This is a genomic window from Qipengyuania sp. (genome assembly GCF_964227205.1).
In the GTDB taxonomy this organism is placed as follows: Bacteria; Pseudomonadota; Alphaproteobacteria; order Sphingomonadales; family Sphingomonadaceae; genus Qipengyuania.
This window is the reverse complement of the sequence record NZ_CAXQVB010000003.1, coordinates 499,700-522,953: the sequence shown is the minus strand read 5'-3', so window position 1 is coordinate 522,953 and position 23,254 is coordinate 499,700. Positions and strand designations below refer to the sequence as shown.

The window sequence follows — 23,254 nt, the reverse complement described above, 5'->3', positions numbered from 1 at the left end:
TCTCCTTGGTGGCCACGATTTTGTCGGTAGCGTGCGCCTAATTCATCGTCTCATGCGACCTGCGTCCACCCCTGCAAGGCCGCTGCTTCGGCCCGGACCGCTTCGGGACCGCCCAGAACCTGGCGGTCGAAACCGATTCGCTTGAACCAGAAATGCAGACCTAGGAGATCGGTAAAACCCATCCCCCCATGCACCTCGGTTGAGGTTCGGGCGACAAAACGGTGGACTTCGCCCGTATGTGATTTGGCATGGCATGCCACCAGCGAAGCCTCGTCGGGCGTCGCATCGAACGCATGGGCGGCATACCAGACCAGCGAACGGCATGGTTCATGGCGGGCAGCCATTTCCGCGCACATATGCTTGACCGCCTGGAAGCTGCCGATCACTCGTCCGAACTGTTCGCGCTGCCCGGCATAGTCGACCGCTTTTTCGATCATAGCCTGGCCCGCACCGAGGCTATCGGCGGCCAGGAGCACCCGGCCGGCGTCCCGCAGGCGCCTGACTGTGGCCCCACCATCGTCCGCGAGAGCCTCGCCCGCTACGCCAGAAAACCGCAGCTCCCCTACGCTCCGGGTGCGGTCGATCGTTTTGAGAGCAACCTTCTCCAGACCCGCAGCATCGCCAGCTACGGAGTGCATACGACCGGCGGTATCGGCTACCAGAAACGCGTCGGCTTCCAGGAAGTCGAGCGCGAACAAAGCCGTTCCGTCGAGCTTTGCGCCGTCGAAGTCCACGCCTGCCCGGTCCCGGATCTCCACCGTTTCCGCGATCGCGACGGCGATTTGCGCCTCGCCCTTCGCTATCCTCGGCAGCCAGTGCGCCTTCAACTCCTCGCTACCGCCCTGTGCCAGCGCAAGGGGTGCCAGTACATGGGCACCGATAAAAGGCACCGGCGCGACGGCATAGCCGAGCTGCTCGGCCACAACGGCGGCATCGAGCATTGTCATCCCGAGCCCGTCATGTTGCTCGGGAACCATCATTCCCCAAATGCCGATTTCGCCCAGCGCCGAACGCACGTTGTCGCTGAAGGGAACCGAGCCCTCCGCGCATTCGCGCACATGATCGAGCGGACAAGTATCAGCAAGAGTGCGGCTGATCGCGTCGCAGAGCATCTCCTGGTCTTGCGAAAGTCCGAAATCCATCAGGCGGCTCCCTTATTCTGCCCGCTTGCAACGGCCGTCGCCTGTTCGGCCGCGGGAGGCGTTGCGAACTTGGGTTCGCGCGGCATTTCCAGCCCGCGTTCGGCGATGATGTTCTTCTGGATCTGGGCGGTGCCTCCACCGATGATCAGACCAAGCTGGAACATGTAGTTCCACTGCCAGGCACCGTCTTCGCGCTCGCGCTCGCTTCCGTGATAGAGTATGCCCATCTCGCCCATTGCGTCGATCGCGAGCGCGGAAATCTGATGGGCGAGCTCACAGCTCTGCAGCTTCACGACAAGTTTCGCCATGCCGCCGGCATCCCCCCTAAGGCTGTTCGACAGGATGCGCATGCCGTTGAATTTCATCGCCGCGACTTCGGCTTGCAATGCAACCAGCCGGTCACGCAGAACGGCGTTGTCCATTGCGCAACCCTGGCCGATGCGTTCTTTTTGCATCAGCCTGACCAGCGCCTGGAGCCGGTTTTCCAGTGCATCGGGGTCGCCCAGCATGCCACGTTCATGGCCCAGTGTGGCATTGGCCACGTACCACCCCTGCCCGCGCTGCCCGACGATCTGATCCAGGGGAACCCGCACGTCGGTAAAGAACGTTTCATTGAACTCGGCATGACCGGTCATGGTCTTGAGTGGTCGGACCTCGATCCCTGGTGTGTCCATCGAGAAGATCAAGTAGGAGATGCCGCCGTGCTTGGGCGCGTCCGGTTCGGTCCGCACAAGGCAAAAGATCATGTCCGCCTGCTTGGCCGTGCTGGTCCAGATCTTCTGTCCGTTGATGACAAAGTCGCCATTTTCGACGCGGGCGCTGGTCTTGAGCGCGGCGAGGTCCGATCCCGCTCCAGGTTCCGAATATCCCTGACACCAGACTATCTCGCCATTAAGGGTCGGCTCGATCCATTGCCGTTTCTGGGCTTCGGTTCCGAGTTCCAGCAGCGTGGGAACGAGCATGGAAATGCCCTGGTTCGCAAGGCCTGCGGGGATGCCAGCGCGCGAAAATTCCTCGGCAATGATCCGCGATTTCAGGATGTCCGGCTCGGCTCCGTATCCGCCGTATTCTTTGGGAATCGTGCGCGCGGTGTAACCATGCAGGATCAACAGCTGTTGCCATTCGACGGCTTCGGGGGAAGGGCGCGCGGCACGGCCTTGGCCATCGGGTGCGCGGTGACCGTGGGTTTGCAGGAACTGGCGCACTTCCTCGCGAAACACGTCATACTGGGGTCCGTAGTCGAGATCCATCTTGGTCTATCCTTCTGCGCGCGCGATCGCGACGGGTCGGAATACTGGCAGGCGAAAATCTTCGGAGATCGGCTCGAAATCCAGCGTGACCGGCAGATCGAGCTCAAGCTCGTCGAGCGCGCAATCGACCAGCCGGGTTGCCATGCGCACTCCCTCCTCCAGTTCCACCACCGCAGCGATGAAGGGAATCTCGCCGGCGAAGGCGGGATGCAGTGCCTGATGGGTCACCGTCCAGGAAAACAGCGTGCCATTGCCGGTGCTACGCTCCCACGACCACTCAGGAGAACCGCATCGGGCGCACATATAGCGCGGCAAATGCCGAAAACTGCCGCATCCTTCGCACTGCTGGAAGTAAAGGTTGCCGTCCTGACACCGGTTCCAGAATTCCTGCTCCACCGGATCCTGCGGGCGCGGCTTTGGCTTGGCTGGTGCGGCCTGCGCCGAGGGGCGCATCTTGGGCGGCAGATCTTTCTCGTCGCTCACGCAAACCTCCTCAAAATCGCTATACTGCCGTCACCCAGATCGCCCCAGCCGGTCACCAGGCCGGTCTGGGCGCCTTCGACCTGCCGCTCCCCACAATCGTGGCGCAACTGACGCACCGCCTCGACGACATGGTTCAGTCCCCAAACATGGGCCTCGCTCAGCAGGCCGCCATGGGTGTTGACGGGATAGCGCCCGCCCAGCTCGATCTGGCCATTCGCGACGAACTCTGCCTGTCCACCTGGTTCGCAATAGCCCAGGGCCTCCAGCTGCAGGAGAACCACGTAGGTGAAGCAGTCGTAGATCTGCAGAAAATCCATGTCTTCGCGATCGACCCCCGCCATTTCGAACGCGCGCGGCGCGGCGTAGCTCAGGCCGATCTTGAAGGGGTCGGGACGCGAAGGGATATCGTCGGCGGGGTAAGGATGCCCTTCAGCCGCACCGGCGATGCTCACGGGAACATGCGGCATGTCCCTGGCGCGGTCCATTCGCGAAACCACGACTGCGCATGCCCCGTCAGTCTCCAGACAGCAATCGTAGAGGCGAAAGGGTTCGGATATCCAGCGCGCGGAATGGTAGGTTTCGGCATCCAGTTCCCGGCCATAAGTGAAGGCCTGCGGATTCATCTGCGCATGGCGACGGCACGCCAGTGCAACGGCCGCCATCGCTTCCGGGCCGATATCGTAAATTCGGGAGTGCCGGGTGGCGAGCCAGGCATACATCTGCACCGGCAGGAACACGCCATACGGAATGTAATAGCCTTGGATCGTATTCGTCAGGGTGTTCATGTTCATCGGCCGCGTCGGCGGTGCGCCAGGCTTGGGCCGCAAGGCGGAATAACCGTTCCACCCGAGCGTCACCAGCACATGGTCGCATAAGCCGCTGGCAATTGCCATCGCGGCGTTCTGGAGTGCCGTGGTAGGGCTCGCCCCGCCCATGTGGACCGTAGAGGCATAGCGCAGAACTTCGATACCGAGGTTAGCCGCCATCTCTTCCGAGGTGGTGTAGATCGGCGGAGGAACCATGCCGTCGATATCCGACGGCTTCAGCCCTGCATCTGCTATGGCTTTGCGCGATGCTTCCAGCATCATGTCGACCGCGGTTTTCTCGGTGCCTTTCACGAAAGCGGTTTCGCCCACTCCGGTGATGGCCGATTTGTCGCTTAAGCTCATGCCTGCCTGACCGCCTGGTAATCGCGTTCGAGCTGTTCGGAAAGAGCGCGCACCCTCTGATAGGTCTCCGGCGGACGCAGTCGCAACCCGCGGCGGACATCCTCCAACGGACGATCAAGATTTTCTTCCCAGTAGAAGGTGGTCAGATCGGCTGCAGCCCGGCCCCGGCGCCACGCTTCAAATGCAGCGCGCGCCACTGGCAACTGGGCAGCTTCCAGTTTCATCTTGGGAATGCCGACGCCCAAGATGAAAGCGATCCCGTGATTATAGAATTGCGCGTTTCCGAAGGACAGCACGCACAATTCGCCCAGTGCGTCCCTGCCGTATCCGGCGACGACATGAAACAGGTCATGCGAATCGCGAAGGCGCCGACGATAGAGGGAAACATCGGGGTCGCCGAGGTCCTCCAGACCTCCGGCCTCGCTGGCTTCCGCCAGACCTTCTGCTGTCAGACCCTCCCCGTAAACAAAATCGAGGTAGGCTCGGCCAAGCGTGCCAGACGCACAGGTCGCAAGGCGTTTGCGATCGCACAAGGTTTCAAGTAGGTCGGCCCGGTCGGAAGCGATACGCCGCCCATCGCTCGACTTCATGAAGCGATTGAAATTCCGATAATAGGAATTGCCCGACAATGCCTTGACGATACGGAACACCTGCGCCGTATCCTCCCTGTCGGCAATCAACTGCCTCATTGCCCCAGCGCTCTGAGAGGCTCTACGGGGCGGCGCAATTCATGACCTTTGGCGTAAGCCATCTTCTTGCCTCCTGCGCTTCACTTGTAGATGCCAGCGGACGCCAACGCCTTCTCGGCTCCATCGACCAGGTCGCGCATCACTTCGGCGGCAGGCCGGATCGAATCGATCAGGCCGATGCCTTGCCCCGCGAAGCCGGGGATGACATCCTTGCGCTCTGCCTTGATCCCGGAGGCCATGACCGGGCCGGAGATCATCGACTGATAGGGCATCGGCAGAGGCTCCTTTCCGGCCTGCACCCAGGCGTCGGCCCATTTGTTACGGATCATGCGCGCCGGTTTGCCGGTAAGCGATCGACTAACGACCGTATCGGCATCGCCGCTTTCGGTGATCGCCTCTTTCTGGAAGCGCTCGATGCCCGCTTCCTCGGTCGCGAGAAATGCCGTGCCGACCCACGCGCCCTCTGCCCCCAGCATCATCGCAGCGGCAACACCCCGGCCATCCGAGATACCGCCGGCCCCAAGGACAGGAACACGATCGCCAACGGCGTCGACCACCTGGGGAATCAAGGAAATAGTCCCGATCGGCGAGTTGTGACCTCCGCCATCGTGCCCTTGCGCGACGATCATGTCGATGCCCGACCCGACGACCTGTTCGGCGTGCTTGACCTTGCCGATCACCGCCATGACCTTGGTGCCATTGGCATGGAGCCGATCCATCCACGGTTCAGGATTGCCAAGGCCGGCAGCATAAACCGGCACCTTTTCCTCGATCACCACTTCCATCTGCGCCTCAAAGAATTCCTTCGAGAACAACTGCGGGCCGCCCTTGCCCATTTCAGGCGCGCCCGCCGCCCGCATGGCGGCGGCAGCATCGACCTCCGGAAGCTCTTCACGATCCATGAAGTCGCGCGCGAACTGCTGATATTCACCCATCAGATCCATGGGATTTTGGGGTGCAGCACCGCTTTGAGGGGCAGAGCCGCGCCTGACCGACGCGGGGAGCAGCGTATCGACACCGAAAGGTTTGTCGGTCAATTCCCGGGTCTGGCGAATCCAGTCACGCAACTGATCGGGCGAACACGCCGCGGCACCCAGGACCCCGAGCCCGCCGGCATTCGAAACCGCAGCCGCCAGCGCCGGAACGCTCGCTCCGCCCATCCCGGCAAGCAGGATCGGGTACCGGATCCCCAGCATTTCGCATATTCGGCTCTTCAACGCCATTCTTCCTCTCCAGCCACTTGCCTAAACGCACACTCAAACTATTGAAAATTCTACAGCTGCCCCCACCGCACCCGCTGCGAGACCAGCTCGGGGCTGCGCTCCGAAAGATAGACGGCAGAGCCGGCCACCAACCGGCTCATTGCTTGACGGGCCGCGGCGCTGTCGCCAGTCCGCACTGCCTCGAGCACCCGCACCAGAAACTTCATCTGCACCGCCCGTTCCTGTGCCGAATATCCCAGCGAATGGGAAAACTCGCGGGTCAACAGATGCATCGCAGAGGTCAGCAAACCGAACAGCGGATTGCCGCTCGCCCAACCCAACAAGTCGTGAAATCTGCGATTAAGTTCCTCGAATTGATCAGAGGCTTCATGATGCCTCAATTCCGCCAGACACCCTGCCAACGCGCTGAGATCAGCGGTAGTTGCACGCTGGGCTGCATACCCTGCGACATCGGGAGCAATTGCTTCGCGCAATTCAAGCAAACCACGCAAATCGGCTTCCATGAAATGCAGAATCAATGACAAACTGCTTGCAAAATCGCCGGTCTGCGGACGGGCTACGACGGGACCTCCACCACGGCCGAGCTGGAGATGGATGACCCCTTGCAATTCCAGGAACCGCAAAGCCTCCCGCAAAGTTGCGCGCGCAACCTCGTAACGCGCGAGCATTTCATCCTCGCGCGGAAGCCTGTCACCCGGGTTATGGCGACCCGCCTCGATGTCCCGCACGATGCTTTGCGCAAGAGAAAGGGCACGCTTGGCCTTCTTCACCGCTGACATCCGCCACTCATCAGCACACCCGCACCTCTCGAATAAAAAGTATAAGGATATTAGCGAACCTTCTTTGGATCGGCACACTATCCGATGGGATTGGTGTCTGCAAGGGACTAAAAGAGTATACGATTTATTGACTGCACGAGATGTCTCCCTTAAGGATGACTGAAGGCCGATCAGGCCTGAGATGTAGAAGGAATAGTTCTTATGGACAGCCAGATCGCCGAGCCGGATGCCGCGGCGAGGATCGCGTCAATTCCGATCGAGGAAATCGACGTGGCCCGGCCAAGCCTGTTTCAGAACGATACCATCGGTCTATTTTTTGACAGGTTGCGCGCCGAAGAACCTGTCCACTACTGCCGCGAGAGCTATGTCGGCCCTTACTGGTCCATTACCAAGTTCGACGACATCATGGCGGTGGACACCAATCATAAGGTCTTCTCTTCGGAAGCGAAGCTAGGCGGAATTGCAATCCAGGACATGCATTCGGTGGAAGGCGCGCTCGAACTTGAAATGTTCATAGCGATGGACCCGCCCAAGCACGATCAGCAGCGCAAGGCGGTGACTCCGGCAGTGGCTCCGTCCAACCTGCAACTGCTCGAGCCGATCATCCGCAAGCGCGCGGGAGAGATTCTCGATGAACTCCCGATTGGCGAAGATTTCGACTGGGTGGATAAGGTTGCGATCGAGTTGACGACGATGACGCTGGCAACCTTGTTTGATTTCCCTTGGGAGGAGCGGCGCAAGCTGACGCGCTGGTCCGATGTAGCAACTGCGGCACCTGAAACCGGGATCGTCGAATCCTACGAGGCGCGGCGCGAAGAACTCATCGGTTGCGCGATGTATTTCAAGACTCTGTGGGACGAACGGATAAACGAGGAGCCGAAGAACGACCTCATCTCGATGATGGCTCATTCTCCCGCCACGCGCGACATGCCGTTCCTCGAGTTTCTCGGCAATCTTATGCTGCTGATCGTCGGTGGAAACGACACAACACGCAATTCCATCAGCGGCGGCGTGCTCGCCTTGAACCAAAGCCCGGACGAGTACGCGAAACTCGACGCGGATCCTTCGCTCATTAGCAAAATGGTTCCGGAAATCATCCGTTGGCAGACCCCCCTCACTCATATGCGCCGCACCGCGCTGGAAGATTGGGAGATCGGCGGCAAACAGATCAAGAAGGGCGACAAGGTGGTGATGTGGTACCTGTCAGGCAACCGCGACGAGAGTGCTATCGAGCGCGCGGACCAGTTCATCATCGACCGCAAAAATCCGCGCCATCACCTCTCATTCGGCTATGGCATTCACCGCTGCATGGGAAACCGGCTCGCGGAACTGCAGCTGCGGATCATCTGGGAAGAAATTCACAAGCGCTTTTCCCGGGTCGAGGTTACGGGTGAACCAGAGCGTCTTTTTTCAAACCTCGTCCGCGGAATCACCAGGCTGCCGGTGCGGCTCCGCGCCCGCTGACTCTCGAGATCGAAATGCGGAGTTCAAGATGATCAAAATTACGTTCGTGGCTAGCGATGGTGAGCGACGGGAGGTCGAAATAGAAGAAGGCGAGACAGCCAGGGAAGCGGCGCTATACAATGACGTGCCGGGTATCGATGGCGATTGCGGAGGGGTATGTGCTTGCGCGACCTGTCATGTGCATGTCGATCCCGAATGGATCGACAAGGTGGGTCGGCTTATGCATGATGGAATGGAGGCCGACCTCTTGCAGTTCGCCGAAGGCACCACTGAATACAGTCGCCTTGCCTGTCAGATTCCGATGAAGCCGATGCTGGATGGATTGGTTCTTCACCTACCCGAACAACAATACTGACGGAGGGATCCTCGTCCCCGTAGCCTACATTCTTATCTGTCTTTCCTTGATTCTTCGAGAAAACACCCATGGCCACACAAATCGAGCCCGCAACCCAGACCGACGAAGACGCCTTCCGCGCGGAAGTGCAGCAGTTTCTGGCGGACAATTTTCCCGCCGAACTCAAGGGCCAGTCGAACGCGCTGGCCGGCGTGGACGGCCCCACCAATGAAACGCCGGCGCAGACCAAGTGGCGCGAAGCCGTGGGCGCGCGCGGCTGGGGCACCCCCACCTGGCCGAAGGAATACGGCGGCGGCGGCCTCACCAAGGCGCAGGCCAAGATCATCGACCAGGAATTCGCCAAGGCGGGTGCCTACAACCCGATCGGCGGCATGGGCGTCATGATGTTCGGCCCGACGCTGCTCGAATACGGCAACGAGGCACAGAAGCAGGAGCATATTCCGCCGATCTGCCGCGGCGAAATCCGCTGGTGCCAGGGCTATTCGGAACCCAATGCCGGCTCTGACCTCGCGAACCTCCAGACCTTTGCCGAGGACAAGGGCGACCACTACCTTGTCAACGGCCAGAAGACCTGGACCAGCGGCGGCCAATGGGCCGACAAGTGCTTTGCAATTGTACGAACCGACAAGAGCGACAAGCACAAGGGCATCAGCTTCATGCTGATCGACATGGACACGCCCGGCGTCGAAGTCCGCCCGATCACCATGATCAGCGGGACCAGCCCGTTCTGCGAAACCTTTTTCACCGACGTGAAGGTCCCGAAGGAAAACCTCGTCGGCGAGGAAGGCCAGGGCTGGACCATCGGCAAGCGCCTTCTGCAGCACGAGCGCACCAACATCTCGGGCGGCGGCAGCCTCGCCCGACTCATGGGCCAGAGCCTTGGCGATATCGCCAAGAAGTACCAGCCGACGGGCGCCGACGGCGAACTCGCCGATGCGGTGCTGCGCGACAAGATCGCTGATTTCGAAATCCGCTGGAACAGCTTCCTGCTCACCGCGCGCCGCGCGATGGAAGAGAGCAAGGCAGCTGGCGGCGTCTCCGAAATCAGCTCTGTGCTCAAGAAGCTCGGCACCAAGCTGAGCCAGGAACGCAGCGAATTGCTGATCGAAATCCGCGGGTTGCAGGGCCTCGGCTGGGAAGGCGACGGCTTTTCGGACGGCGAGCTCGGGGCCGTGCGCGCGTGGCTCTTCGGAAAGGCCACGACGATCTATGGCGGCTCGACCGAAATCCAGAACAACATCATTGCCAAGCGCGTGCTCGGCATGCTCGACCACCAGTAAGAGAGGGGAGCAAGGACAATGGCCGTTCTCAACGAAGCACAGGAAATGCTGCGCGACATGGCGCGCGATTGGGCCGTCAACGAAAGCCCGGTCACCGAATTCCGCAAGGTCCGCGCCAGCGGCGAGCCCGAAGCCTTCAACCGCGACGCCTATGCGACGATGGCGCAGATGGGCTGGGCCGGGGTCATCATCCCCGAAGAGCATGGCGGGTCGGACTTCGGCTTCCTGTCCGCGGGCCTCGTCGTCGAGGAACTCGGCAAGACGCTCACCGCCAGCCCGCTGGTGATGAACACCGTCGCCGCCTCGGCGATCGTTCTTGGCGGCAGCGACGAGCAGAAGGCCAGGTGGCTGCCCAGGCTGGCGAGCGGCGAGGCCATCGCCACCCTCGCCGTCGACGAAGGGCCGAGCCACGATCCTGCGAAGATCGAGACCAGTGTGTCCGACGGCAAGCTGAGCGGCACCAAGGCCTTCGTCCATGAAGCGCATGGTGCGGACCTGTTCGTCGTCGCGGCGAAGGACGGGCTTTACCTGGTCGAGAAAGGCGACGGCGTCGCGCTCACCACCCGCAAGCTGACCGACCAGCGCAGCCATGCCGACGTCACCTTCGACGGCGCGGCGGCGGAGAAGCTCGCCAATGGCGGCGACAGCCTGCTCGATGACGTGCTCGACCGCGCGCGCGTGCTCACCGCAGCCGAAATGCTCGGCATGGCGCAGCAAGTGTTCGACGACACGCTCGACTATCTGAAGCAGCGCGTGCAGTTCAACCAGGTGCTGGCGAGCTTCCAGGCGCTGCAACACCGCATGGCGGACCTCTTCGCCGATCTCGCCCAGATGCGCAGCGCGGTCGAGGCGGGCCTGCAAGCCGTCGATGCCGGCTTCGGCGTGGCGCGCGCGGCGACCATCGCCAAGACGGAAGCCAACCGCGTTATGCACACCATGGCAAACGAGGGCATCCAGCTGCACGGCGGGATCGGCATGACCGATGAGTACGACGTCGGCTTCTATCTCAAGCGCGCCCGCGTGCTGGAGCAGAGCTTCGGTTCGTCGAGCTGGTTAAAGGACCGATTTTCCAAGCTTTCTGGCTACTAGAAACCTGCATGTAGTGACCTGCATGGCATTTTTGCCACATGCTTGTCGACAATGTGAAATAATCCGTCAATTCATCTACCAAGTCTTGAAATGAAACGCGCTTATCGGCATCGTTTCTAACATCGACTAGTGCCTAGGATGGGGCACATTCTTAGAGGAGAGGCACATGAAAAGATTTCCATCACGCCACCATTGCGCCCTTAGTGCATTGGCAGCGGCACTTGCCTTCACACCGACAGCCGCCTTCGCCCAGGATGTTGGCGAACCCGATGCGGATCTGGTTGAAGGGGCCGATGTCGAAGACCAAAACGTAATCATTGTTACCGCGCAAGGGCGATCGCAGGTCTTGGCGGATGTTCCAGTCGCCGTGTCAGCTGTTTCCGGAGAAACCCTCCAGAATTCGGGCGCCAGCGACATACGTGAGCTGAACCAGGTTGCACCGTCCCTGCTGGTGTCTTCCACCGGCAACGAAGCTAACGGTTCCGCGCGTATTCGCGGTATCGGCACGGTCGGCGACAACCCTGGTCTGGAAAGTTCGGTCGCGGTTTTTGTCGATGGAGTCTATCGCTCTCGTTCGGGAAGCGCCCTGAGTGAGCTCGGCCCTATCGACAGGGTCGAAATCCTTCGCGGTCCCCAAGGTACTCTGGGCGGGCGGAACTCATCGGCAGGCCTGATCAATATCTACACCGCACCGCCCGAGTTCGATTTCAGCGCATACGGGGCCTTCACTTATGGCAACTATGATGCGATCCGCGTCGAAGGTGGCATAAACGCTCCGCTTGGCGACACCGTAGCTGCGCGTGTGGACGGCGTTTACTTTGAGCGCGACGGCTTCTACAACGATATTACCAACGGCGGGACGATCAACAATCGCGATCGTTATCTGGTCCGCGGTCAGCTCCTGTTCGAACCCAATGACGACCTGTCCATTCGCCTTGTCGGGGATTATTCCAAAAAGGACGAAGCGTGCTGTGCCGCGACGTTCGTCCAGCCCGAGTTTGCTCCGCTTGCACGGATCAGCGCTGGATTTGATCCCTTTACGAGGCCATCGGATGGGGCCGCCCTGACGAGTACCGCAAATCCGATCGTTCCCGTGTTGCTTGCGCTTGGGCAGGATCCGCGTGCCCTCACCCAAGACACATTCAACCGCGACCTGTACCCTACGCCGGGCAGAAGCTATGAAGGCGAAACCGAAGACTACGGTATTTCCGCTGAGATCAATTGGGATTTCGGGAACGTCACGTTGACGTCTATCACGGGCTACCGTGAATATGCCAACAGCCAGGGATCTGACACCGATTACACTACTGTCGATATTCTCTACCGCGCTCCGACCGAGAATGCTCTTGCTCGAGACTTTGAAACATTCACTCAGGAACTGCGCCTTACCGGTGAGGCCTTCGATGGCAAACTCGATTGGTTGATCGGCGCGTATTACGCCAATGAAGAACTGCAGGTGCGTGACAATCTGCGGTTCGGCACCCAGTACGGCAATTTCGTAGCGTGCCGCATCGCTATCGCGATCAACCCGGCTTTGGTCAATCCGGGGGCTTCCAATTGCCTGGGTGCCAACGTGGCGGCATTGGACGGTACGCTGACCGGAAGCCCGGCATTCGGCGCTGCAACCCCGGCGATCCTCGCAGGTATCAACAACCTTGCAAGCATCAGCGATTTGGGAACGGTCAGCGAGGTCTACAATCAGACGAGTGAGAACTTCGCGTTCTTCACGCATAATATCTTTGCGATCACGGATACGCTCGATTTGACGCTGGGGCTTCGTTATACAAACGAAACCAAGGACTTCGACGCAACTTTCCGCAACGACAACACGGTTTGTCCGACAAACCGCAATCTGCTCGGAGGCTTTCTGGGTGTTCCGACTTTGGCACCTCTGGCCGGTGGTATCATCAGCCTTTCCTGCCAAGGCAATTCGACATCGGAGCTCGATGGAGTTTCTCTCGAAGACTCGCGCGAAGAAGAGGAGTTTACCGGCACGGCTATCCTGAGCTGGAAGCCAACTCCCGATCTGCTAGTCTACGGTTCGTATTCACGCGGCTACAAGGCGGGCGGTTTCAACCTCGACAGGTCTGCACTGTCAAATCCGCTTGCGTTCGATCCGGCCAATATCTCGGCAGCCGCGCTGCAGTTCGATGAAGAAACAGTCGATGCATATGAGATCGGCCTCAAATACTCGACACGCGAGTTCGGGGTTAGCATTGCAGGCTTCCGGCAAGAGTTCAGTAACTTCCAGTTGAACACGTTCAATGGGGCGTTCTACATTGTGCAGACGGTCAATAGTTGCGATAGCGATCTCGGCGGGGCCGACAGAGACGCAAGCGCGACAACCGGTGCATGCTCTTCCGATGAAGTTGCACCAGGTGTGATCGCTCAAGGTGTCGAGATCGAAACCTATCTACGGCCCGCTCGTGATTTGGATATTACCCTTGGCGTCACCTATTCTGATACGAGCTTTGAAGACAATCTTATCGGGGACGATACCGGGGCACCGCTCGACCCCGCACTACGCTTGCTGCCAGGCGACAACCTGTCGAATGCACCAGAGATCGTGGCAACATCGTCGCTTACGTGGACGCCGCCAATCGGCGACAGTGGGCTCGAAGGCCTGGTCTTCGTGAACGCTCGTATGGCTGGTGATTACAACACCGGCTCCGACCTGCTCTTCGGCAAGGAACAGGACAGCTTCGTCGTAGTGAACGGGCGTGTGGGTCTGACCAATATTGCGGATCGCTTCGCGATCGAGGGATGGGTCAATAATTTGTTTGACGTTGGGTATACGCAGGTGGCCTTCAACACGCCTTTCGTGGCTCCGCAACAAACGTTCTCCGCTTTTCTTGCGGAACCGCGGACTTACGGCATCACCGTGCGCGGCAAGTTTTAAACTTACTCGCTAATTGCAAGAGGGTTCGGCGCTTCGCTGTGTCGAGCCCTCTTTTTCGAACTTTTATTTGCTCACGACTAGGTGGCGTCCGAACAAAAGTTCCGTGTGCTCAATATCGTCGATGATGTGATAGGGAGAGGCCGGCAGCGGTGTTCGCTGCATGAATCCCTCTTCGCTGGGCTACCAGCCGCCGGCCCCACAAACAATCTTGCCTCGTCCTGCCATGCTGCCTTACGCTGCGCTCCAGGCCGCCCAGCAGGGCGACCCCAACCGCCGGAACTCTAACTTAACCGGTGGACCACCCTGATGGGGCAGGTCAGGTGGAAGACTACAACCGAGAGAGACCGCCCTCATCCCTTGGCTACGCGACATCGGCGGCGTTCGCCGCCGAACTAGATAAGCAATGGCCTGCTTCGCCACGCCCTACGGGCTCCGCTGCGCAGCCCATTGCTTCAACCGCGCTCATACGCATCAACGCAGCTCGGCTCTAATCCCGGCTGGGGGGAAGATCAGGGGGTCACGTCACTCATTGGAAGGCGGCTATCGCGACGCAATTCGCTCTGAAAGTCGTGGGACTATTTTGCAGGTCTTCGAGGAACAGACCTGCTAATTTTCGCCCTGCAGTTAGTTCCATTAGGATAACGCTGTTAGCATACGTAGGCACCGCGGCCGCTAGCCAAAAGGTTGCCAGTAGGACCGTATACACGTGTTTCAGCGACCGAGATATTTTTACCGATCTTGATTATTTTGCCCGATGCTACGAGTGGTCCCGAGGTTGCCGGGCGGTGGTAGTCGACCCTCAGATCGGCGGTCGCCTTGGCCCCTGTACCTTGCGACAATAAGGTGTAGAGCCCGGTTAAATCGATCAGAGAGGCGAGCACGCCGCCATGCGCTGAACCGATTGCCGGGTTTGACACGATCTCGTCGCGCCAAGGCATCTCCAGTTCAAGCTGCTCGTTCGAGCATGACCGTAAAGTGAGGCCAAGCCACCGGTGAAACGGGGCAATCTGCAGGATCTCTTCGAGGCGCTTAGGATCGATCCTTGTCAGATTATCGGTCATGTAACGGCTCCCTGCGGACTGTGATTACGCTTGAGAAAATCGAGTATCGCTGCCGAAAAGGCATCGTTGGCATCGCCAACCACCATATGTGTTGCCTCTGCGATGTCGGTGTATTCAGCGTGTGGAACAAGTTCGAGCAATTGCGCGACCGCGTCTTCGGAAACCAGATCGCTCGATCCGCCGCGAATAATATGCAATGGCAGCGAAAGCCTGCTGGCTGCATCGTTCAGCGCATCAAACTGGCGTTCCTGATGAGCCGGATCGCTTCGCTTGGCTAGTGTGATGTTGCGGATAAAGGCCGGATCCCAATGCCAGTAGTAGCGGCCGTCTTCCTTCTCTCGCAGATAGCGCCGTAAGCCCTTGCCGGCTCCGCGCTTGCGGCGATGTGGCATGTAGCGCGCGATGACCTCTGCCGCTTCGTCCGGTGAAGAGAAACCGGTCTCCACGTGCTCCTCCATAAAGCCGACTACGCGCATAACGCCCCCCGTCTCCATACGCGGCGCGATGTCGACGAGAGTGAGCGACGCGAAGCGGCCCGGCGCAAGGTGTCCTTCGGCGATCAGTCCGGCCAACCCGCCAAGGGAGGCCCCGACGAGCGCTGGCTTGCGGTCCATTTTTGAAGCGATCGCAACGAGATCTGAAGCGAAGTCGCGCGTTTCGTAAGCGCCCTCGGCAGACCATTCGCTGTCGCCATGACCGCGCATATCAATTGCGATCGGACGAAATCCCGCATTGGCGAGATCGGCTGTGACACGTTTCCATGCGTGACGGGTCTGGCCGCCCCCATGCGCGAGCAAGACCGGTAAAGCATCGGCATTTCCGGTCGCTTCGGCTGCTATGGAGATGCCACCATCTCCCCCGATATGGAAAGTTTGCGACTGCATACCGCAACCTCATATTGTAAATCGATTTACAGTAAACGGCTTTATTTCCTGATCCGCTATGGTAGGTTGCCCTAGATGGCTGCCATGACGGGCTATGACGCGGATACAAAGGGGGGCAAGTTCCCTCACCGATACCGATCGGCTGTTCTTTCTTATGGAGGAAGTGACCCGGCGTTTGCGCAGGACCGCCGATTCTTCGGTTGAACAATTCGGGCTCACGCGGACGCAATGGAGTATATTGGCTTATCTTTCGGAGCCCAGGCATGACCCAGACAGAGCTGGCTCGGGAACTGAAGCTAGAGCGCGCTAGCATCGGCCAGACTATTGATCGCCTGGAAGAACTTGAGCTGGTGGAAAGACGCAGGCGCGAAGAACGACAGGCGCGTTTGGCGGGTTCATTTACGCCCTGCCGCAATCGAGCTACTTCCCAAGATGCGAGTAGAAGCTGATGCAATGTATGCTCGCTTGCTCGGGGGGATCCGTTTTGGGGAACTGGAGCGCTTACGCGGATCGCTGGCTAGGATGCATGACAATCTGGGCAGCGAGCCATAATCACTCGAAATCGAGCCCATGCCCCGCGTTCACGCCCGCGTTTGCCCTTCAGGGGGTCTGATGCTCAGATGAGGGACGCCGAGCGCATGCGATCATAACATCCCGGCAGTCGTGGCAGGCGAGGTGGCCGGAGCCCCCGCACTCACCCAGCGCCGTTCGGTTCCTTATCAGCTTGAGCGACCATCGGATTCAGTTTCTGCTGTAGCGTGAAATCAGCGAGTGTTTGCATGGCGGCACTGCTAGCGAATATGGTTGACGCTGAGCTTGAACACGCCAGGCATGCGCGAGCCTTCCAAGATAGCGCTATGGATAAGCATATGCCGAAAGATGAGATACGTGATTACGCCCCCAACGAAAAGGATGACATCCTTTATTTGCTAGAAGAGGTGAACAGGACCGCTCGGCGGACCTTCGACGCTCTGATCGTGGGGCTCGACCTCAATCAAACACAATGGCGGATCATCGCGTCCTTGTTGCGAGAACCTACGCTAACACAGACCGAGATTTCTCGCCTGCTCGAGCTTGAATCGGCGACGATAGGACAGGCTGTCGCAGTTTTGGTTGAAAAAGGTTTGATCGAGCGAGAGCGGGCGGCGCACGATCGAAGGGTTTGGAACCTCCACCTCACCGAGCAAGTAAGAACCATCTGGCCGGAACTGCGCGAAGCGGCTGATCGACTCCACGAAATTCTCTGGAAGGGAATGTCTGCGCCTCAAATCGACCTCCTGCGTACGATGCTTCGAAAAGTTGCGGAGAATCAGAAGCAGGCTGACACTTGCGAAGAAAGCCGATGAAGCATGATCTGGAAAACAGTGTCGGTGAACTGACGCGGCTAGCAGAACTCGGTCAGATTTTCGCCCGGCACGGTCTGAAAAATCTCGGAAGCTTGCTTGGCTTTATGCCGGTTTCGGAGAATGAGCCAGATACCGAGGACTTGCGTCCTGCATCGGTGGTGGCGCTGTTGCGCGATGTCGGCCCTGTCGGAATAAAGCTTGGCCAGCTCCTGGCGACCAGAAGCGATCTGTTTACACAACCCTGGATTTCCGCGTTCGGCACTCTCCACGACCAGGTGGAACCGCTGCCGTTCGATAAGATCGAACCGGTGATTGTATCGGCTTGGGGCAGCGACTGGGAACGTGAATTCGCCGCTTTCGAGAGAAACCCGATCGCCTCAGCCTCTATCGCGCAGACTTATGTCGCAACCCTGCTGGACGGAAGCGAGACTATCGTGAAAATCCGCCGACCCGGCATGGCGTCCAGGATCGAGGCGGACATGAGGCTGTTGACACGGCTCGCGGGCCTCGCCGAGCGTCGGTCAAGCGACATTGCTCGCTATCGACCCGTGGAATTCCTTCAGACATTCGCCAAGAATTTAGCGCGGGAGATGGACCTGGCGGCAGAAGCACGTGCCTGTGAAAGGATTGGCGGTTATCTGGAGATGCTTGGGGTGAAGACGCCCGCGATCCACTGGGAACTCACAGGCTTGACGATCAATGTGCAGGAAGCCCTGGGCGGAAAGCCCGCGTCGCGGCACCCGGCAACTGATCCGGCAGGGAATGCCCAGTTCGCGAAGCGCTATGCCGATGCAGTGCTACGGATGATCCTTCTCAATGGAGAGTTTCATGGCGACCCGCATCCCGGCAACGTCTTCTGGATGGAAGGGAACCAGGTAGGCTTCATCGATTTCGGCTCGGTCGGCTTTCTCAGCGGCGCGCGGCGTCAGGAAATCGTCCGACTGATTTTCGCTATCGCGAACGGACAGATAGACAAGGTGGCCGATCTGCTGCTCGACTGGGCAGGCAATCCACTCGTGGATCGCGCGCAATTGGTGATGGACCTGGATGAGCTGATCGCGGAATTTAGCGGCACAGCTCTTGCCGGGATAGAATTCGCGGCAATTTTCGATCGGGTTTTCGGATTGTTGCGCGATTATCGCCTCGTATTGCCGCCCGACCTCGCTATTTTGCTGCGCACCCTGCTGACCGCAGAGGGCTTCGTTCGCTCTTTGGCGCCGGACTACAATATCGCCGAAGAAACGAAGCCGATCGTGATGCAATTGTTTGCCGAGCGATTTTCGATCGGAGCCGCGCGGGATCATTTGGCCAAGGTCCGCAGTGGCCTGCTTGATTTCTCGGCATCGCTGCCCGAGCTAATCGATAACGTTGCCTCGGTCGCTCGATCAGGTACGATTCAGGTATCCATCGACCCAGCCAGTCTGAACCATCTGACGCGGGAAGAGGACCGCAGCACCCCCGTCAAGGGTCCGGTGGTGGCAGCGTTGATCATCTCTGCCGCATTGCTGGCCGACCAATCGTTGTTACTGGCAGGAATTGTTCTGGCTTTCGCGGGAATAGCACTCATTCCTAGATGGAACTGATAAGACCACACACAATGAACGCTTAGACCACGGCCGCCCGGCACCGATATTGGCTACATCAAGGGAGAAGAGTGGAAATGACCGAACAGAAACCTGCCGAAGCGGTGCCTGCCGCCACCATGCTGCTGACCTGCCCCATCAGGGTGGTCCACCGGTTAAGTTAGAGTTCCGGCGGTTGGGGTCGCCCTGCTGGGCGGCCTGGAGCGCAGCGTAAGGCAGCATGGCAGGACGAGGCAAGATCGTTTGTGGGGCCGGCGGCTGGTAGCCCAGCGAAGAGTGTGGCCGGACGGTGTTGTAGTGGATACGCCAGCGCTCGATCAGGATGATTGCCTCCTTCAGAGTGTAGAAGATCTCCCCGTTGAGAAGCTCATCCCTGAGCTTGCCGTTGAAGGATTCGTTGTAGCCATTCTCCCATGGTGATCCGGGTTCGATGTAGAGAGTCTTCACACCAATCCGCCAGAGCCAGTCGCGCACGGCATGAGAAGTGAACTCAGCGCCATTATCGCTACGGATGTGATCAGGCGGACCATGGCGTTGGAACAGCTCGGTCAGCACGGCCAGGACATCATCGCTCTTGAGCTTGCGCTGGACATGGATCGCCAGGCACTGGCGGCTGTACTCGTCGATCACGGTAAGCATGCGGAAGGCCTTGCCGTCATGGGTGCGATCCATGACGAAGTCGTAGCTCCACACATGGCCACTATATTGCGGACGCAGCCTCACGCATGATCCATCGTTGAACCACAGACGCCCGCGCTTTGGCTGTCTCTGCGGAACCTTGAGCCCTTCACGGCGCCAGATCCGCTCGACCCGCTTGGCGTTCACCAACCAACTTTCATTGCGCAGCAGCGCCGTGATCCGGCGATAGCCGTAGCGACCATATTGCTGGGCCAGCCGGATGATTGCAGCTGTCAGCGGCTTCTCGTCGGCTGGTGGTGCGGGCAGCTTGCGCTGGGTCGAGCGGTGCTGGGCAACGACCCGGCAGGCACGGCGCTGGCAGATATCCAATGCCTCCTGCACATGGTCGATGGCCAGCCGACGCCGTGAAGGGCTCAGTACTTTCCCTCGACAACCTCCTTCAGGATCAGCGCATCGAGCGTAAGATCAGACACCGCCTTCCTGAGCCGCTGGTTCTCCTTCTTGAGATCCTTCAATCGCCGAGCCTGGCTGACCTTCAGCCCACCGTACTCGCGTCGCCAGCGATAGTAACTCTGCTCCGAAATCCCCAGCGATCGGCTGATCTCCCCGATCTTCTCTCCGTGCGAGAGCCGAACTTCGGCCTCACGCAGTATCCCGATAATCTGTTCCGGCGTGTATCTCTTCCGTGCCATTCATCAGCCCCTTTCAAGCCGTAAATAGCCGAAATCCTAACTCTCAAAACGGACCACTTTTCGGGGGGAAGGTCACCTCTGGCCGATGGGAAGGACGCTGACAGGCTGGAAACCGCAGTTGGGCGGTTGGGGCTTGATCGACCTTAGAAACGCGCAATCGGTCGATCCGTTTTCCCTGGCCTCAGATGAACTCATTGAGGTTACCGACTGGGAACTACTTGATTTTGCAGTTCAAGTTGTCAAGCAATGGCTCCAAAGGAAGGGTTTCGAGATCATGTCCACTCACTCAAATCCCAACGTCGATCCGAACATCTGATTTGTCGGAGACAATGGACCCGAGTGGGTAATCGTACGAGCAGCGCGATATCCAGAAAAGGTGGCTCAGATCCCGAGCAACGTAGAGGCCATCGCTAAGCAATGCGAAGCTCTCAGTCACTTGGGGAATTTCGCATCTTTTGGCTTTGCGTTGGCGGAAAACGTTGAAAGGCCCATCTGGCGGGGACACGCTGCCGATGTCCAATTCGAAGGCATTAAGCCGATCTGATCCGGAAGCTCTCATTGCTCCACGCAGGTGTGCGATCTCTTGAAGAATCATGCGGCCATATTCGTGCTCGGCGGTCGCTTTTGGGGTGTAATATAGCCGCCGCTCTGCGCCAAAACACCAGACGTCCAGACCGGTAACGGCGTGGGCTGTAGACTGGAGTTCGTTCGACCTGAGGCCGGTCGGATTACGACTTCTTACCAGTCGTCGAAACTTTGAATTTTGCTCAGATTGGAAACCTCATTCAAGTGCGTTTCCAAGTGATGGCGTTCCTCATCCCAAACCGCAAACAGATGTTCTGCGCCAGAATTCTCAATGTTGTTTAATTCGAAATCGTACACATCGAGAAACAATTGCTCGTAGTACTTAAAGAGACGATTCTCCATGCTGGTGAATGTCACGTATAGCTGGGCATTCTTCGGCCATTTTTTTGACGTGGCTATCAACGCGAAGCTCAGCAAACCCTTTCCCGACATACACGCATAACATCGTGTAATTGCCATGGTCGTCGCAGGCGTCATAGTCTACCCACAGGTGATAGAGGCCTGTCTGACCACGGAGGAATTTAAGATAGAGCTTGTACGTTATGTTCCCAATACGAAGTTCGTCGTCGACCGGCAGTTCCGCACAAAATGCGCTCTCGTTCACCAACTCATGGGCAGAAATTGGCTGGCTTAGTTCTAAGAGCGCTATTTGATCGAACGCATCGTACTCTTGATTTTGACACGGGAAATCTTGTTCGATGCACTTTGTCATGATCGGCTCGACCTACTCAATATTGTATGTTCCTTAATAGGCGCCGGTGGCTTCCGAAATCAGCTCGGTTCTTGCAGCGACGAGCGCTCCCAATACTCGAGGGTATCGGGCCGACTGCTTCGATCCGGCGACCGCGCAAAGGATGCCTTTGACTGCCCCTGTCGATGGCACGTCCGCCTCCAACCAGTCAGCTCCAGACCAATAAGCGGTCACTTCAGGCGGTCCGAAATCCAGGCCTCCACTTCGTCTTCTGCCCATGCGACCGCATATCCACCCAGCTGCACGGGCTTCGGAAACTTGCCCTCGGCCATCCAGCGATAGATTGTCGAACGGCCAAGCCCGACGCGATGCTGAACTTCGGGCAGGCGAATGAGCCGCGTCACCCGCCGGGTTTCGGTCGCTCCTTTGTCTATCTCTTCACCCACGATGGCCTCCCTCGGCACCGGCAAAGACATCGCCAAGCAGCGCATCCTTGCGTTCGAGCTCGTCGATGTGGTCGGAGAGCAAGCGGGCGACGCGGTGCGCGGTCCCCTTGGCCCAGCGCGGCTTCACATCGTGAACCTGGTTGCCCAAGACACGCTCGAGCGCTGAAGGCAGTTCGCCGGAAAAGTCCTCGAAGAATTGCGCGAGGTCCGATTGCAGCCACGCAATCGCGTGATCGCCGCCGCTGACGAGGAACAGGAGCAGGTGTGCGTGCGGCGCGACGCCGCTCGCGGCAAGAATGCGCAAGGCTTCGCCGAGGCTGGCCGAGCGTTCGCCCGCAAGAACACGGCGCAGGGCATCCTTATGGATCTGCGCGTCGCGAGCGATGTCGCAGCGGGCACGGCCGCTGGCTTCGACGGCGGCCAAAAGCAGCCGGGCGAGGTCGGCGCGAACCTGTTGTTCGGCAAAGAGCGCCATGTTGGTCATCGACGAATCCTTATCTCCAGAGTGATCGACTCTCCGGCTAACCGCGAAGGAAGCCTGTAGGAAAACAAAAAGAACATTTAGAGAACATAGAGGAAGGAACGATCAGCTTCCTCCGACGATTCGCGCGAATTTCGGTCGCCTGCGCGCATATCGCGGCTCTCTTCGCTCAGATGCCGGCACAGTCAGCGCTGTTGCGCGATCAGCCTGCGCGAATCCCGTGCATCGCACCTCCCGATGTCGCTTTTTGCTTGGTCGAAAGCCCCAAAATCCAATTCCCGATTTCCTACAGCCCGGCTCCGGGGAGAGGAAAGAACATACAGCGAACGCATCGCTGGCTGATGTTCAATCCTCGGAGTTTCCATCCATGACCACCAAGACTGCCCTTCCGGTCCAGCAGCGCTCGCCCAACGGGGCTCGCGGCCGCGACTACATTCTTCCCGCCTGCGTGGCGCTGGCCTGCGCCGGTGCCGCCTTTGCCGGGGCCGATACCACCTTCGATCCCGCGTTGACCAAGTTCACCGACTTCCTCGAAGGTTCGGGCGGCAAGATCATCACTGTGCTCAGCCTTGCGGGCGGCCTGATCGGTCTCGCCTCCGGGCGTTTCTCGCTCGGCCAGGTCGCGGTGCCGGTCGGCGTCGGCATCGGTGTCGGCACCGGCGTTCCGATCGTCACCTCGGTCGTGACCGCGGTCATCTGATCAGCGGATCCGGTCACGACAGGAGGGCGGCATGGCCGACAGGTACCTCGTTCCACGGCGGCTCGACGACCCGGAGCTCATCGGCTTCTGGACCATCGACGAGTTTGCAGGGATCCTTATTCCCTTCGCCTGGGGCATTCTCTCGCAGCATATCTTCATCGGTATCGGCCTGGCCGCCGGGGCCTGGCTTGCCTTGCGGAAGGCAAAGGCACGCGGCGCCGGTTCGGCACTGGTGCATGCTGCGTACTGGTACCTACCCGGGAGCTTTCTCGGGTTGAAGGCCACGCCGCCCTCCCACTGCCGCCTCTTGGCGGGCTGAGGGAG

Annotated in this window: 24 protein-coding genes and 1 pseudogene; 12 read left to right on the top strand and 13 right to left on the bottom strand. The window is 59.2% G+C overall.

Annotation, left to right across the window (positions count from 1 at the left end; translation table 11 throughout):
• Positions 1 to 50: 50 nt before the first annotated feature.
• The 7 genes from ACEQZ0_RS10115 to ACEQZ0_RS10085 all read right to left on the bottom strand — a co-directional run bounded on the left by ACEQZ0_RS10115 (position 51) and on the right by ACEQZ0_RS10085 (position 6,735).
• On the bottom strand, positions 51 to 1,142 hold the full coding sequence (locus tag ACEQZ0_RS10115; RefSeq protein ID WP_141457922.1) for an acyl-CoA dehydrogenase family protein: 1,092 nt from the start codon (positions 1,140 to 1,142) through the stop codon (positions 51 to 53).
• Positions 1,142 to 2,392 carry an acyl-CoA dehydrogenase family protein gene (locus ACEQZ0_RS10110; protein WP_067463598.1) on the bottom strand — a complete coding sequence of 417 codons (1,251 nt, stop codon included), beginning with the start codon at positions 2,390 to 2,392 and terminating at the stop codon, positions 1,142 to 1,144. Before ACEQZ0_RS10110 ends, ACEQZ0_RS10115 begins: the two co-directional genes overlap by 1 nt.
• A 6-nt stretch (positions 2,393 to 2,398) precedes the next feature.
• Positions 2,399 to 2,875 carry a Zn-ribbon domain-containing OB-fold protein gene (locus ACEQZ0_RS10105; RefSeq protein WP_006834185.1) on the bottom strand — a complete coding sequence of 159 codons (477 nt, stop codon included), beginning with the start codon at positions 2,873 to 2,875 and terminating at the stop codon, positions 2,399 to 2,401.
• The gene (locus tag ACEQZ0_RS10100; RefSeq protein WP_050599565.1) at positions 2,872 to 4,044 is read right to left on the bottom strand and encodes a transporter; all 1,173 of its coding nucleotides are present in this window, start codon (positions 4,042 to 4,044) and stop codon (positions 2,872 to 2,874) included. The genes ACEQZ0_RS10105 and ACEQZ0_RS10100 overlap by 4 nt, the downstream gene beginning before the upstream one ends.
• Entirely contained in the window at positions 4,041 to 4,733 is a 693-nt protein-coding gene (locus ACEQZ0_RS10095; protein WP_050599564.1) for a Coq4 family protein, read from the bottom strand. Before ACEQZ0_RS10095 ends, ACEQZ0_RS10100 begins: the two co-directional genes overlap by 4 nt.
• 80 nt (positions 4,734 to 4,813) lie before the next feature.
• Positions 4,814 to 5,956 carry a nitronate monooxygenase family protein gene (locus tag ACEQZ0_RS10090; RefSeq protein ID WP_006834188.1) on the bottom strand — a complete coding sequence of 381 codons (1,143 nt, stop codon included), beginning with the start codon at positions 5,954 to 5,956 and terminating at the stop codon, positions 4,814 to 4,816.
• A gap of 50 nt (positions 5,957 to 6,006) precedes the next feature.
• On the bottom strand, positions 6,007 to 6,735 hold the full coding sequence (locus ACEQZ0_RS10085; RefSeq protein WP_006834189.1) for a FadR/GntR family transcriptional regulator: 729 nt from the start codon (positions 6,733 to 6,735) through the stop codon (positions 6,007 to 6,009).
• Between the two features lie 201 nt (positions 6,736 to 6,936).
• On the opposite strand from ACEQZ0_RS10085, the gene ACEQZ0_RS10080 reads away from it, so the two are divergent.
• The 6 genes and pseudogenes from ACEQZ0_RS10080 to ACEQZ0_RS10055 all read left to right on the top strand — a co-directional run.
• A complete protein-coding gene (locus tag ACEQZ0_RS10080; RefSeq protein WP_006834190.1) occupies positions 6,937 to 8,199 on the top strand; it encodes a cytochrome P450 in 1,263 nt (420 codons plus the stop codon).
• Positions 8,200 to 8,227: 28 nt separating this feature from the next.
• Positions 8,228 to 8,554 carry a 2Fe-2S iron-sulfur cluster-binding protein gene (locus ACEQZ0_RS10075; RefSeq protein ID WP_006834191.1) on the top strand — a complete coding sequence of 109 codons (327 nt, stop codon included), beginning with the start codon at positions 8,228 to 8,230 and terminating at the stop codon, positions 8,552 to 8,554.
• A gap of 68 nt (positions 8,555 to 8,622) precedes the next feature.
• The gene (locus tag ACEQZ0_RS10070; RefSeq protein WP_006834192.1) at positions 8,623 to 9,834 is read left to right on the top strand and encodes an acyl-CoA dehydrogenase family protein; all 1,212 of its coding nucleotides are present in this window, start codon (positions 8,623 to 8,625) and stop codon (positions 9,832 to 9,834) included.
• 18 nt (positions 9,835 to 9,852) lie between these two features.
• Positions 9,853 to 10,923 carry an acyl-CoA dehydrogenase family protein gene (locus tag ACEQZ0_RS10065; protein WP_141457924.1) on the top strand — a complete coding sequence of 357 codons (1,071 nt, stop codon included), beginning with the start codon at positions 9,853 to 9,855 and terminating at the stop codon, positions 10,921 to 10,923.
• A 166-nt stretch (positions 10,924 to 11,089) separates the two neighbouring features.
• Positions 11,090 to 13,822, top strand: a complete 2,733-nt coding sequence (locus ACEQZ0_RS10060) for a TonB-dependent receptor (protein WP_141457925.1) — start codon at positions 11,090 to 11,092, stop codon at positions 13,820 to 13,822.
• A 311-nt stretch (positions 13,823 to 14,133) separates the two neighbouring features.
• Positions 14,134 to 14,313, top strand: a pseudogene (locus ACEQZ0_RS10055) (IS3 family transposase); the annotation flags it as partial.
• Between the two features lie 156 nt (positions 14,314 to 14,469).
• Here the strand turns inward: ACEQZ0_RS10055 and ACEQZ0_RS10050 are convergent.
• Both ACEQZ0_RS10050 and ACEQZ0_RS10045 read right to left on the bottom strand, forming a co-directional pair.
• Positions 14,470 to 14,883: a hotdog fold thioesterase gene (locus ACEQZ0_RS10050; protein WP_006834195.1), complete on the bottom strand. Its 414-nt coding sequence runs from the start codon at positions 14,881 to 14,883 to the stop codon at positions 14,470 to 14,472.
• Complete coding sequence (locus ACEQZ0_RS10045) at positions 14,880 to 15,767, bottom strand: alpha/beta fold hydrolase (RefSeq protein ID WP_011415890.1); 888 nt, start codon at positions 15,765 to 15,767, stop codon at positions 14,880 to 14,882. The genes ACEQZ0_RS10050 and ACEQZ0_RS10045 overlap by 4 nt, the downstream gene beginning before the upstream one ends.
• A 263-nt stretch (positions 15,768 to 16,030) precedes the next feature.
• On the opposite strand from ACEQZ0_RS10045, the gene ACEQZ0_RS10040 reads away from it, so the two are divergent.
• The 3 genes from ACEQZ0_RS10040 to ACEQZ0_RS10030 all read left to right on the top strand — a co-directional run bounded on the left by ACEQZ0_RS10040 (position 16,031) and on the right by ACEQZ0_RS10030 (position 18,696).
• A complete protein-coding gene (locus ACEQZ0_RS10040) occupies positions 16,031 to 16,216 on the top strand; it encodes a MarR family transcriptional regulator (RefSeq protein WP_228135198.1) in 186 nt (61 codons plus the stop codon).
• Positions 16,217 to 16,546: 330 nt separating this feature from the next.
• On the top strand, positions 16,547 to 17,113 hold the full coding sequence (locus ACEQZ0_RS10035; RefSeq protein WP_006834198.1) for a MarR family winged helix-turn-helix transcriptional regulator: 567 nt from the start codon (positions 16,547 to 16,549) through the stop codon (positions 17,111 to 17,113).
• Positions 17,110 to 18,696 (top strand): AarF/ABC1/UbiB kinase family protein, encoded by a 1,587-nt coding sequence (locus tag ACEQZ0_RS10030; RefSeq protein ID WP_006834199.1) that lies wholly within the window; start codon positions 17,110 to 17,112, stop codon positions 18,694 to 18,696. The genes ACEQZ0_RS10035 and ACEQZ0_RS10030 overlap by 4 nt, the downstream gene beginning before the upstream one ends.
• 138 nt (positions 18,697 to 18,834) lie before the next feature.
• Here ACEQZ0_RS10030 and ACEQZ0_RS10025 read toward each other — a convergent pair.
• Positions 18,835 to 20,027 (bottom strand): IS3 family transposase gene (locus ACEQZ0_RS10025; RefSeq protein ID WP_369765956.1). Its coding sequence is split into 2 segments (ribosomal slippage): positions 18,835 to 19,778 and positions 19,778 to 20,027, totalling 1,194 coding nucleotides; the frame shifts between segments, so codons are not numbered across the junction.
• An 85-nt stretch (positions 20,028 to 20,112) separates the two neighbouring features.
• On the opposite strand from ACEQZ0_RS10025, the gene ACEQZ0_RS10020 reads away from it, so the two are divergent.
• On the top strand, positions 20,113 to 20,343 hold the full coding sequence (locus ACEQZ0_RS10020) for a hypothetical protein (protein WP_006834202.1): 231 nt from the start codon (positions 20,113 to 20,115) through the stop codon (positions 20,341 to 20,343).
• 591 nt (positions 20,344 to 20,934) lie between these two features.
• Here ACEQZ0_RS10020 and ACEQZ0_RS10015 read toward each other — a convergent pair.
• The 3 genes from ACEQZ0_RS10015 to ACEQZ0_RS10005 all read right to left on the bottom strand — a co-directional run bounded on the left by ACEQZ0_RS10015 (position 20,935) and on the right by ACEQZ0_RS10005 (position 22,233).
• The gene (locus ACEQZ0_RS10015) at positions 20,935 to 21,324 is read right to left on the bottom strand and encodes a hypothetical protein (RefSeq protein ID WP_196793211.1); all 390 of its coding nucleotides are present in this window, start codon (positions 21,322 to 21,324) and stop codon (positions 20,935 to 20,937) included.
• Positions 21,325 to 21,533: 209 nt separating this feature from the next.
• Complete coding sequence (locus ACEQZ0_RS10010) at positions 21,534 to 21,749, bottom strand: AlpA family transcriptional regulator (protein ID WP_006834205.1); 216 nt, start codon at positions 21,747 to 21,749, stop codon at positions 21,534 to 21,536.
• The gene (locus ACEQZ0_RS10005; RefSeq protein ID WP_006834206.1) at positions 21,742 to 22,233 is read right to left on the bottom strand and encodes a hypothetical protein; all 492 of its coding nucleotides are present in this window, start codon (positions 22,231 to 22,233) and stop codon (positions 21,742 to 21,744) included. The genes ACEQZ0_RS10010 and ACEQZ0_RS10005 overlap by 8 nt, the downstream gene beginning before the upstream one ends.
• Positions 22,234 to 22,597: 364 nt before the next feature.
• Between ACEQZ0_RS10005 and ACEQZ0_RS10000 the strand changes: the two genes are divergently transcribed.
• Positions 22,598 to 22,930 carry a hypothetical protein gene (locus ACEQZ0_RS10000; RefSeq protein ID WP_006834207.1) on the top strand — a complete coding sequence of 111 codons (333 nt, stop codon included), beginning with the start codon at positions 22,598 to 22,600 and terminating at the stop codon, positions 22,928 to 22,930.
• A gap of 31 nt (positions 22,931 to 22,961) precedes the next feature.
• A complete protein-coding gene (traL, locus tag ACEQZ0_RS09995; protein WP_006834208.1) occupies positions 22,962 to 23,249 on the top strand; it encodes a type IV conjugative transfer system protein TraL in 288 nt (95 codons plus the stop codon).
• The last annotated feature ends 5 nt before the right edge of the window (positions 23,250 to 23,254 follow it).